Below are 12,440 nucleotides of genomic sequence, written 5' to 3'. Positions count from 1 at the left end.
AGCTGCGATTGTATCAACACCGGAAGCAGTGATTTCACCGGCACAATTATCAGTAGCTGTTAAAGAAACAGCTGCAGGAACTTCAGAAGCACAAGCAAGCGTTAGAGCAGCAGGAGCTTCAGGAGTAACAGGAGCAGTTATGTCTTGAACAGTGATGGTCTGACTTACCGGATTAGAAACATTGCCACAAGCATCAGTTGCAATCCAAGTTCTAGTTACTATTGAAGTACCTAAACAATCGCCAGCAGTAGTCGCATCAGTAAAACTAATTACCGGAGCAGAGTCACATGTGTCAGAAGCTGTAGGAGCTGTAAAAGCTGGAGTTAAAGGGCAACTAATAGTTGTATCGGTACCCTGATTTACTAAAACAGGAATAGTATTATCTTCAACATTTATTGTTTGAGTTGCTGTAGATGAATTTCCACAAGTGTCTGTAGCCGTCCAAGTTCTAGTGATAGAATATGAACCGGCACATGATCCTGAAGTAGTAATGTCATTAAAACTAAGCGAAAATTCTGAGCCACATTCGTCAGAAGCTGTTGCTTGTGCGAATTCAGGAACTGCAGGACATTGAATGGTTGATTCAGCAGGAAGAGCATTAATAATAGGAGCAACTATGTCTTCTACATTTATTGTTTGTGAAGCAGTAGAAGAATTTCCACAAGTATCCGTAGCTGTCCATGTTCTAGTTACAGAATATGAACCTGCACAATCACCATCTGTTCTTACATCATTAAAAGTTAAAGTAAACTCAGAATTACATTCGTCTGTAGCCGTTGCCTCAACAAAATTCAAACTAAATCTTGTTACAATAGATGGTAAACAACTGATTGTTGTTTCACCCGGTAAATCTGCAATAACTGGAGCCGTAATATCTTGTACGTTTATAGTTTGAGTTGCTGTAGATGAATTTCCACAAGTATCCGTAGCCGTCCAAGTTCTTGTAATAGAATATGAACCGGCACAAGCACCGTTAGTAGTAACATCTGTGAAACTTAATGTAAATTCAGATCCACATTCGTCTGTAGCAGTTGCCTGTGTAAATTGAGGAACCGCAGGACAATTTATGGTAGATTCAATTGGTAAATCTGCAATAACTGGACCTGAAACATCTTGAACATTTATAGTTTGAGATGCAGTTGAAGTATTTCCTGAAGCATCAGTGGCTGTCCATGTTCTGGTAATAGAATAAGAACCGGCACAATCACCATCTGTTCGAACATCTACAAAGGATAATGTTACTGTTCCACAACTATCATTTGCTATAGCTTGAGCAAAATCAGGCGTGGCAGGACAATTAATTGTAGATTCTGCAGGTAACGCTGCAATTGTTGGTTCAGTGGTGTCAACTATATTTATTGTTATCGTTGCTGAAATACAATTTGTTGGATTCATTATTTCACAAATAGTATATCCAAAAATGTATTGACCAGCTGCTATTCCAGCGGTAACTGAAATATTTCCTTGGGCATCAAATGTGATATTTGGATTGCTTCCAGAATCTACAGTAAATGTAACATTAGAAGCTGAAGCTTGAACACCGTTTACAGAATCATTTACTAAAGCATTACCTATCAATCCGTTTGTTATACATTCTACGGAGTTAATAGTATCGTTGATAGCAATAATTTCTCCACAAAACGACATGGTAAATTCAAAATGACATCCGTTACTATTAGGAATTACACCATAATAGGTAGTTGTAATACCAGGAGTTACAGGAAATGATGTGATTTCCGGTGTTGTAACAGGATATGTAGCATAGAATTTAGTTCCCGGAGGGAATTGTGCGGCTAATTGTGAAGCAGGAATAGGTTCTGTTACATTACAATAGGAAAAATTTCTAATTAACGGTATATCTTGACAATTTTGAGCAACAAAAGCACCAGCATTTATGCCTACTCCAAGAGGTTGAGGAATTGGTTGACCTTGACAACTTCCATTTGAATTATCATATCCTAAGATTAATCCTCTGTCTTTAAAAGGGGTTCCTGTAATGTTTCCAGTACCAGAAGTACTACCTAAAACAATAATACTGTTAACACAGTCAGGATTAGACAGTATGGCACAATTTTCAGTTGCTTTTAATTTAAAGCGTAAAGAAGCTAATAATGTTTGAGGATTAGCGGGTAATGGTAACGTTCCAAAATCCCATACTAATGAACCAGTAGCTCCAAGATTTGCATCATAATATAAATTATTAGGAATTGGATCTGGTGAGAAAAATATAGATGTGTTTAAACTTCCAGGAACATATGTTGAAGTAAATGGAATTGGAATAACTAATTTATAATTGTTTACCGCTTCAGTCCCAAGGTTTTTAATATCTATACCAAACTCAACTTCTTGACCCGGTTGTGCACTACTTAAGTCTCCGGGATTAAAGGGAACTCCGCCAATACTAATGATTGACAACATACCTTCTGTTTCAGGAACATAAGCATCAACAGACATTGTTAAGTTAAAAATAACATAGGTGTCTTGTGTTGTGCCATATCTAAAGCGGGTAGAAGATTGATTGTTAGTTATTACAGAGTTTCCTGTATTAGGTATATTGAACATACTAATATCTAAACCTGTATTATTTAAAATGTTAGGATTTCTAGTATTTCCTCCGGTAAAGATGGATGAATTAAAGAAGTTGTTTGTGCTATTTCCTCCATGGTTTAGCGTTACCCAACTTGTATCAAGATAATTTCTAATTTGAAAATAATCACCGGAAATTCCGCGATCACCTTCACCAGCCATCATTCCTAATTTCATGTTGATAGCTCCAGATTGAGCTGTGTTAAAACCAGATACTGGAATTTCAAAATCAGCAGTAACACTACCTGCAACATAAGAGTGACCGTCAAAAACAGTTACATCTCTCCATTTCATTTTATCATTTTCATAAACGACTATTAATCCCCATCCACCGTAGTATCCGGTTCCGCCACCATTACCTTCAATTAAAGCAACATCTGCTACTGTATAAGCACCAATTCCGTTTGTTCTAACATAATCGGTTACTTCTACATAGCCGGAATACATAAATCCATCACCATTGACAGGATAATATATATCGTCATCGTCAGCTGTTAAAAGGGTATAACTTGCTGAGTTAGGGCCTTTTATTGATACTTTTCTTTTGTCAAATGTTTTTGTAACTGTTGTGGTGCCAATAATAGTTCCGGCAACATTTACATTTGCAAATGAAGTTGTTTCTGTATTTGTTGTTGATAAATTGGTTGCTGTATCACGAACTAAACTATTAATTCTAAGATTAACGGTGCCATTTGCAATTACATAAGGTGTAGTTAGAGTTGCTGTTCCTGTTGATCCTGATGTTGTATAACTAACAGGAACATTTACAGCAGTTCCGCCATTTACAGATAGAGTAACACGGTTTGCACCCGTATTATTTGTAAATCTAAACACATAGGTAGTTGATCCACTTGTAAAAGTATAAATTGGACTACGATTTGTGTTTGTTGGATTATCTCTGGTTACTGTCATTGTATAGCTTGTATTTGCTATAGCTTGATTATGTCCAACCGTATAATTTTGATTAATGGTTTGTGTGCCACCCGGTATTTGTTTTTCAATAGTAAAAATGTTAGGACTACTTGAACCATCAGATGCTCTACCGGTCCAATACAAACCTGCATAAACAATATTCGAACAGGCAGGATCTGCACCATTTTCAGTTGAAAAAGTTAAATTAGAGGACGAAGAATTCCAAGTATTGGAATCACCATCAATATCAACATATTGCATGTTGTTATTGTTAGAGGTTTCGTCTCCATAATTGACTAGTGTAAGGTTGGTATTACCAATCATGGTAAAATCACCTTTTACATTGTAAATGGTTTTGCCAGGGGTATAAATTGACGTTCGCTGTGTAAAGGGAACCTTTATCTGAGCATTAACCACATACAAATTACCAATAAATACTAATAAAATTAGTAGTAGGTAATTAGAGTTTAGGTTTAGTTTTGAGTAAATATTCTTCATGATATAATCTTTATCGGATTAATTTCCTTTAAATGAATGTTAGGAAGGTTTTTCAACACTATATAAAATAGTGTAGTTTGATTTTACATATTTTATCATTGGATACAACATATCCGCAGTACAATCAAAATGTACATTCAAATGAATCACTTTGATTGATGGATAACTTAAAAATGTATCTAAATCAATTATGGCAGTTAAATCTTTTTGACTTTTTATATTGATTGTTACAATTTCTATTGAACTTAAGTCTGTTCTTAAGTCTTTTAGAAGTGAAATAGATTCTACATCTGTAAACAAACATTTTGGAGATTCGCCATAAGTATTCACTCTGCCTTTTTCCAAATAAACCGAAGTGTGTAAATCTTTAATCAAAGATTTGATTTGATTTATCTCGTTACTTCTCGACACATTTGATAATTGTGCTGATTTAAAAAAAACATCAGCATTTTCAATTTTAACATTTTGTGCGAAGCTAATAAGAGGTAGTACTAATAATATAAGTACTTTGACATTCATTGAGTTACGAAAACTCAAAAAGAATTGGGACAGATTTTCCCTCATCTTGCTTTTAGTTTCTTGTTGGGCAACAGAAACAATTAGGTTTCTTTTCATAATTAAATAATTAGGTTGAATTGGGTTTGTTAATTTTTTTCACCTTCTACAGGCTATTCAATTAACGGGAGCTAAGCTATATACTAATTTACGTTATTGCTCATTTTTCCCGTGACTAACCAAAATACTCGATAAATTACACAACAGATGCAGTTCATAGATTAATTTGGCATTAAATAACTACTGTTTTTTTAATTCTTAAATTGATTTTTGACGAATTTTAGAGTTAATTAATTCTTAAATTCTAGACGAATGTAAAATGAAAGTTTGAATAAAAAAAATATTTTATCGATAAAATGCATTTTTTTGACGATAAAGTGAGTTAAAATAATTATTCTGTAAGAAAAAACAGTTTTTAAATATGTTTTTTTGATTGTTGATAATATGTTTATAACTTATCTATGAAAGAAAACTAGATTAAAAAAATAGGAATATTGTTAAAATTCAACTTTTAATAGACAATATTTAATTTCAATTTGAAAATTGTTTCAATTATTGAAATAAATGCTTAAATTGTAAAATAATTTTATGTTTAAATTTAAATTTTTTCGGGATGAAAAACTTAATTTTAATTCGACATGCAAAATCCAGTTGGGAAGCACCGGTTCACGATAAAGAAAGATTTTTGGCTCCAAGAGGTATTCAGGATGCTCATTTGGTATCGCAAAATATAGGTGCATTTTTGCCTAAGGCAAATATTATCTGGAGTAGTACAGCAAAACGTGCAGCTGAAACAGCTGTTATTTTTGCTCAAAATTTGCAATGGCCTTTAGAAAGTATTGTTTTTAAAGATGAGCTTTACACCTTTGATGGTTCAAAACTTGAAAAAACAATAAAATCTTGTCAGGATAGTTATGAAAATGTTATTCTTTTCGGTCATAATGAGGCAATCACAGAATTTGTTAATAAATTTGGAGATATTTTTATTGACAATGTTCCTACTGCCGGATTTGTGTCGATTTCCTTCCCACAAGAAAGTTGGTCTCAAATCAAAGCAGGAAAAACAACAAAAATACTTTTTCCAAGAGATTTAAAATATGATTAAAGCAATTGAATACCGTTATATTGATAGAGAAAAAAGTTGGTTATGTTTTAACGCTAGAGTTCTTCAGGAAGCTGCAGATCCGACAGTTCCTTTATTAGACCGACTAAGATTTTTAGGAATTTTTTCCAATAATTTAGATGAATTTTTCAGGGTTCGTTTTGCTGCAATCCGACGTTTATCGTTAGCCGGTGAAACGGGTGAAAAAATTTTAGGCGGAATTACTGCTCAACAACTTTTAAAGGATATAACAGAAATTGTTATTAAACAACAATCTGAAAGTTTGCGTATTTTGAATATAATTGAAAAAGAACTTGAAAAAGAAGGTGTTTTTATTATTAATGAAAAAGAAATTACAAAAGACCAAGAGAATTATATTCACGATTTTTTTATTCAAAAAGTTAGTCCTGCATTAGTGACAATAATATTAAATGATTTAGCGGAATTTCCATTATTGAAGGATACATCGGGTTATTTGGCTGTCAAATTAGTGATGAAGCCTGATTCTGAAACGGAAACATCATCCTTTTTAAGGTTTAAAAAAACGATAAAAGATATTCGTTATGCCGTCATAGAAATTCCAAAAACAGTGAATCGATTCGTGGTTTTACCTTCTAATGGTGAAAAACAATATATCATTTTATTAGATGATGTGATTCGGTATAACCTAAGTAGTATTTTCAATATTTTTGATTATGAAAGTATTTCGGCTCATATGATAAAAATTACACGTGATGCTCAGTTGGAAATAGATAGCGACATTAGTAAATCTTTTGCCGAGAAAATATCTGAAAGTGTACGAGATCGAAGAATAGGAGAGCCGGTTAGGTTTATTTATGATCAATCGATTGACAAAGATACGCTGAAGTTTTTCTTGGAAAAAATGAATATTGATGCCACCGATAGTATTATTCCCGGGGGAAGATACCACAATCGTCGCGATTATATGGATTTTCCAAATTTAGGACGGTACGATTTATTATATCAACCAAAAACACCATTACCGGTAGATGGACTTGGGCTGGAAGGCAGCATTTTGCAAAAAATAAATGAAAAGGATTATTTAGTAAATGCACCTTATCAATCGTTTGCTTATTTAATTAAGTTTTTACGTGAAGCCGCTCTTGACCCTAAAGTAGTCAGTATAAAAATCACACTTTATCGGTTAGCAAAAAATTCTCAAATCATTAGTTCACTCATTAATGCTGCCAAGAACGGTAAAAAAGTGACCGTGCAAATTGAATTACAAGCCCGTTTTGATGAAGCTAGCAATATTTCCTATGCAGAACAAATGCAAACCGAAGGCATTAATTTGATTTTTGGTGTAAAAGGGTTAAAAGTCCACAGTAAAATATGTGTCATCGAACGAGTGGAAGACAAAAAAGTGAAGCGTTATGGTTTTATATCTACCGGAAATTTCAATGAATCAACGGCTAAAGTATACACAGATGTTACTTTATTTACCAGTCACCAACAAATTTTAAAAGATGCTGATAAAGTATTTGATTTTTTTGAAGTTAACTATAGAGTACATCGCTATAAACATTTGATTATTTCTCCGCATTATACCAGAAATAAGTTTTATAAATTAATTGATCGTGAAATAATGTATGCTCTTTCCGGAAAAGAAACATACATTAAACTAAAAATGAATAGTTTATCTGATTCAAGAATGATTGATAAATTATATGATGCTAGTAGAGCAGGTGTGAAAATTCAACTCATCATCAGAGGAATTTGTTGTTTAATTCCTGGTATAAAAGGAATGAGCGAAAACATTGAAGCTATTAGTATTGTTGATAATTTTTTAGAACATTCCCGCGTGTTTATTTTTGGTAATCATGGTAAGCCGGAAGTTTATATTTCCTCAGCCGATTTCATGACACGTAATATTGACGCCCGTGTTGAAGTTACTTGTCCTATATATGATGAAAATATTAAACTTGAACTGATTGAAAGTTTTGATGTGGGTTGGAAAGGGAATGTGAAAGCCCGATTTCATTCTGAAAAACTAGATAATAAATACCGAGTTCGAGATGAAAATGAACGGGTTTTCAGAGCTCAAATTGAAACTTATAATTATTATAGAAATCAATTAGAAGTAACAGCAGAACATTTATAACCCCAAATTAAGTACGTTTCATGATTACAATTAAAAGATATGCAGCAATCGATATTGGATCAAATGCCATGCGTTTGTTGATTTCTAATATCGTAGAACAAGATGGAAAAGAACCCCAATTTAACAAAAGCTCACTTGTTCGTGTGCCAATTCGTTTAGGGCAGGATGTGTTTACAATCGGTGAAATTTCAGATGAAAATATAAACCGAATGATTGATGCTATGAAAGCCTTTAAATTATTGATGAATATTCATAAAGTAGAAAGGTATAAAGCGTGTGCCACCTCTGCCATGCGTGAAGCTGACAATAATACTGAAATTGTTGAAATTATTCAACAACAAGCCGATGTGAAAATTGATATAATTGACGGAAAAAAGGAAGCTGCCATTATTGCTTCTTCTGATTTGAAGGAATATATTTCAACCGACAAAACATATTTATATGTCGATGTTGGTGGTGGTAGCACTGAGTTTTCAATATTTGATAATGGAAAAATAATTGCTTCAAAATCATTTAAAAACGGAACGGTTCGGATGTTGCACAATATGGTGAACGAAGTGGTTTGGACAGAAATTGAAAAATGGATTAAAATTCAAGTTGAACCTTTTGATAGTATTACCATGATTGGTTCCGGTGGAAACATTAATAAATTGTTTAAAATGACCGGTAAACAGCAGGATAAACCATTGTCTTATTTGAATTTGAATGCACTTTATACGATGTTGAATAATATGACCTATGAACAACGTATTTCAGAACTGGCCTTAAATCCTGACCGAGCCGACGTAATTATACCGGCCACAAAAATCTACTTAAATGCGATGAAGTGGAGTGGAGCCCGCCATTTATATGTTCCTAAAATTGGACTTTCGGATGGAATTGTAAAGGCGATGTATTATGGAAAGATTTAAATATCCAAATCAAACGTCTTTCTTAACAACTCTAAATTCGGATTAATTTCATTCAATCGATTGAATTTGTCTTGTGGTGTAAAAGCCCTGCGATTTTCCATTTTTTCGTTTACAACTAATTCAATATCAATATCGTGATTGTGTAACATGCCACGTAAGTAACCTAGCACTTCATTTTTGGTTCGCTCAAATTCAAGTTTTGTGCCTTCATTGGGTAGTTCGTGAATGATTTTTGTTCCTTCTAATTTTGGATCATTTATCAACATTAACGAATGCATAATCATTTGCCCTTTTTCCTCTAATTTTAAGGCAAATTTATTCCATTGCAACAACATATCTGTTTCGTTGAAGGCTTCTGTTGGGTACTGAACAGTTTCTTTGATAACCAATTTTTGGGCTTCCGCTAATTCTTTTTTCAGCTTGATACCAGCTAATGAAAATGCAGAAACTTTTGGTTCTGAAGATGAAATTACCGGGATATCAATTTTAGGTTTGATAATTTCTGAATCAATTGTTTCTTCTTTTGTTTCGGTATTTTGCGTGGAATTAACGTCTAGGACAGTTGGGACAATCTCTACTGAAGTAATAGGAACTTCTATTGCTCCTAATTTGCCTAAAAAATGAAAAGGAGGAATTATATAGTCATTAACTTTTTTTTTTCTCCATCAAAAGTGATAGAGCCCAATTGCATCAAACAAAGTTCAACTAATAAACGTTGGTTTTGACTGACCTTATATTTTAAATCAGTATCGTTTGCTAATTCAATAGCCTTTAACAAAAAATCCTGACTGCATTTCTGAGCCTGAATGCCATATAATTTTTGAGCTTGTTCACCGGCTTCTAACAAAACTAATGTAGACGGATTTTTACAAACTAATAAATCCCTGAAATGAGAAGCTAGTCCTTGAATAAAATGATGAGCATCAAAGCCACGTGCCAAAATATCATTGAAAGTAATCAACAGTTCCGGAATTTTATTCTCTAAAATAAAATCAGTTACATTAATATATGACTCATAATCAAGTACATTTAAATTTTCGGTAACAGCTTGACGGGTTAAGTTGTTCCCACAATAGGAAACTACCCTATCAAAAATTGATAAAGCATCCCGCATGGCACCATCTGCTTTTTGAGCAATAATATGTAAAGCATCATCTTCATAGGTCACCCCTTGATTTTCGGCTACATAAGCCAAATGTTCTTTAGCATCTTTTATGGTTATCCTTTTAAAATCAAAAATCTGACAACGGGATAAAATCGTAGGGATGATTTTGTGCTTTTCGGTTGTAGCCAAAATAAAAATAGCATGTCGTGGCGGTTCTTCCAATGTTTTCAAAAAAGCATTAAAAGCAGAAGAGGATAACATATGCACCTCGTCAATGATATACACTTTATATTGTCCTGTTTGAGGAGGTATGCGAACTTGGTCAATCAGGTTGCGGATATCATCTACGGAATTGTTAGAGGCAGCATCTAATTCAAATACATTGAAGGCAAAATCTTCATTTGGATCATCATAACCGGGTTGGTTAATTTTACGAGCCAAAATTCGGGCACACGTTGTTTTTCCCACACCCCGAGGACCGGTAAAAAGCAAAGCCTGTGCTAAGTGATTGCTTTCAATCGCATTAAGCAAAGTGTTAGTAATGGCTTGTTGTCCCACCACGTCAATAAACGTTTGAGGTCTGTATTTTCGTGCCGATACAACAAATTGTTCCATGAAAAAGGTTTGGATGACAAATATAAAATTTAATCTTCGATTGGCAAGGGGAGAGGGAAATTTAGTTTATAGTGACTGTTTTAGTTATTGATTAACAAAAAACTATTGCGGATCACTTTATTACCTTAACGTTAAATCTCCCAATGTTTTAACTAAAAATTTTTTATGTAGAAATAAAGTGTACCTTTGCACCCTGAAAAAAACACAGATGGAATCAATTAGAAACATTGCAATTATTGCCCACGTTGACCACGGTAAGACTACGTTGGTTGACAAAATCATGTATCACTGTCATTTGTTTCGTGAAAACGAAAACGCCGGTGATTTAATTTTAGACAACAACGATTTAGAGCGAGAACGTGGTATTACCATTACTTCTAAGAATGTTTCTGTAGTTTATAAAGGCACAAAAATTAATATTATTGACACTCCCGGTCACGCCGATTTTGGTGGTGAAGTAGAGCGTGTATTAAATATGGCTGATGGTGTTTGTTTGTTAGTTGATGCTTTTGAAGGGCCAATGCCACAAACACGATTTGTTTTACAAAAAGCAATTGATTTAGGATTAAAACCATGTGTGGTTATTAATAAAGTAGATAAAGAAAACTGTACACCCGAAGAAGTGCACGAAAAAGTATTCGACTTAATGTTTGAATTAGGTGCAACTGAAGAGCAGTTAGATTTCCCTACTGTTTATGGTTCTGCTAAAAACAATTGGATGTCTGATGATTTCAGAAATCAAACTGAAAATATAGAACCATTATTAGATATGGTTATCGCTAATGTTCCTGCTCCTAAAGTTTCTGAAGGAACACCACAAATGCTTATTACTTCACTTGACTTCTCTTCATTCACCGGTCGTATTGCAATTGGACGTTTAGAAAGAGGTGTTTTAAAAGAAGGAATGCCAATTTCTTTGGTAAAAAGAGATGGTAAAGTAATGAAATCAAGAATTAAAGAATTACACACTTTTGAAGGATTAGGTCGTAAAAAAGTAACAGAAGTTATCGCCGGAGATATTTGTGCGATTGTGGGTATTGAAGGATTTGAAATTGGAGACACTATTGCTGATTTCGAAAACCCTGAAGCGTTGCAAACTATCGCAATCGATGAGCCTACAATGAGTATGTTATTTACAATTAATGACTCTCCTTTCTTTGGTAAAGAAGGTAAATTTGTAACTTCTCGTCATATTAGAGATCGTTTAACAAAAGAATTAGAGAAAAACTTAGCGATGAAGTTAGGTGAAACTGATTCAGCTGATAAGTTTATGGTTTTTGGTCGAGGCGTACTTCACTTATCTGTTCTTATTGAAACAATGAGAAGAGAAGGGTATGAGTTGCAAATTGGTCAGCCACAAGTTATCATCAAAGAAATTGATGGTCAAAAATGTGAACCAATTGAGGAATTAACAATTGATTTACCGGAAACTCTTTCAGGTAGAGCGGTTGAGTTCGTTTCTATGCGTAAAGGTGAAATGCTGAGTATGGAGACTAAAGGTGAACGCATGATTGTAAAATTCAATATTCCATCACGTGGAATTATTGGATTGCGTAATCAATTGTTAACCGCTACAGCTGGAGAGGCAATTATGGCTCACCGTTTCATTGGCTACGAACCTTACAAAGGAGAAATTGCCGGACGTAACAAAGGGTCATTAATTTCCATGGAAAAAGGAAAAGCTATTCCTTACTCTATTGATAAATTGCAAGATCGTGGTAAGTTTTTTGTTGAACCAAATACCGAGATTTATGAAGGTCAGGTAATTGGAGAAAACTCTCGTGGTGATGATATGAGTGTAAACGTAACGAAAGAGAAAAAACAATCTAACGTTCGTTCATCAGGTAATGACGAAAAAGCAAGAATTATTCCACCGATTATCTTCTCATTAGAAGAAGCGTTAGAATACATTCAAAAAGATGAATATGTTGAGGTAACTCCAAAATCTATTCGTTTGAGAAAAATTTATTTGACAGAAAACGATAGAAAACGATTTAAAATCTAGATAAGTTAGATTTTAAAATAAACAAAAAA

At 33.7% G+C, this 12,440-nt stretch carries 8 protein-coding genes and 1 pseudogene; 5 read left to right on the top strand and 4 right to left on the bottom strand.

The window, feature by feature from the left end; all coding sequences use genetic code 11:
• Positions 1–3,996: pseudogene (locus tag C0512_RS06610) on the bottom strand (hypothetical protein); the annotation flags it as partial.
• Between the two features lie 39 nt (positions 3,997–4,035).
• The gene (locus C0512_RS06605) at positions 4,036–4,611 is read right to left on the bottom strand and encodes a hypothetical protein (protein ID WP_290859903.1); all 576 of its coding nucleotides are present in this window, start codon (positions 4,609–4,611) and stop codon (positions 4,036–4,038) included.
• A gap of 553 nt (positions 4,612–5,164) precedes the next feature.
• Here C0512_RS06605 and C0512_RS06600 point away from each other — a divergent pair.
• From C0512_RS06600 to C0512_RS06590, 3 genes are read left to right on the top strand one after another with little or no spacing between them, the layout of a single operon-like run.
• Positions 5,165–5,656: a histidine phosphatase family protein gene (locus C0512_RS06600; RefSeq protein WP_290859902.1), complete on the top strand. Its 492-nt coding sequence runs from the start codon at positions 5,165–5,167 to the stop codon at positions 5,654–5,656.
• Positions 5,649–7,775 carry a polyphosphate kinase 1 gene (gene ppk1, locus C0512_RS06595; protein WP_290859901.1) on the top strand — a complete coding sequence of 709 codons (2,127 nt, stop codon included), beginning with the start codon at positions 5,649–5,651 and terminating at the stop codon, positions 7,773–7,775. Before C0512_RS06600 ends, ppk1 begins: the two co-directional genes overlap by 8 nt.
• Positions 7,776–7,795: 20 nt before the next feature.
• Positions 7,796–8,686: an exopolyphosphatase gene (locus C0512_RS06590; protein ID WP_290859900.1), complete on the top strand. Its 891-nt coding sequence runs from the start codon at positions 7,796–7,798 to the stop codon at positions 8,684–8,686.
• Here the strand turns inward: C0512_RS06590 and C0512_RS06585 are convergent.
• Positions 8,683–9,075: a DNA polymerase III subunit gamma/tau gene (locus C0512_RS06585; RefSeq protein WP_290859898.1), complete on the bottom strand. Its 393-nt coding sequence runs from the start codon at positions 9,073–9,075 to the stop codon at positions 8,683–8,685. The genes C0512_RS06590 and C0512_RS06585 overlap by 4 nt on opposite strands.
• Between C0512_RS06585 and C0512_RS06580 the strand changes: the two genes are divergently transcribed.
• Complete coding sequence (locus C0512_RS06580) at positions 9,065–9,310, top strand: hypothetical protein (protein ID WP_290859896.1); 246 nt, start codon at positions 9,065–9,067, stop codon at positions 9,308–9,310. The genes C0512_RS06585 and C0512_RS06580 overlap by 11 nt on opposite strands.
• Positions 9,311–9,320: 10 nt before the next feature.
• Here the strand turns inward: C0512_RS06580 and dnaX are convergent, their stop codons facing one another.
• Entirely contained in the window at positions 9,321–10,406 is a 1,086-nt protein-coding gene (gene dnaX / locus C0512_RS06575; protein ID WP_290859894.1) for a DNA polymerase III subunit gamma/tau, read from the bottom strand.
• 208 nt (positions 10,407–10,614) lie between these two features.
• On the opposite strand from dnaX, the gene typA reads away from it, so the two are divergent.
• Positions 10,615–12,411, top strand: coding sequence for a translational GTPase TypA (gene typA / locus C0512_RS06570; protein WP_290859892.1), 1,797 nt, complete (start codon positions 10,615–10,617; stop codon positions 12,409–12,411).
• The last annotated feature ends 29 nt before the right edge of the window (positions 12,412–12,440 follow it).

Source organism: Flavobacterium sp. (genome assembly GCF_013822155.1).
GTDB lineage: Bacteria > Bacteroidota > Bacteroidia > Flavobacteriales > Flavobacteriaceae > Flavobacterium.
The sequence above is the reverse complement of the archived record's forward strand: the minus strand, read 5'-3'. Positions and strand labels throughout refer to the sequence as shown.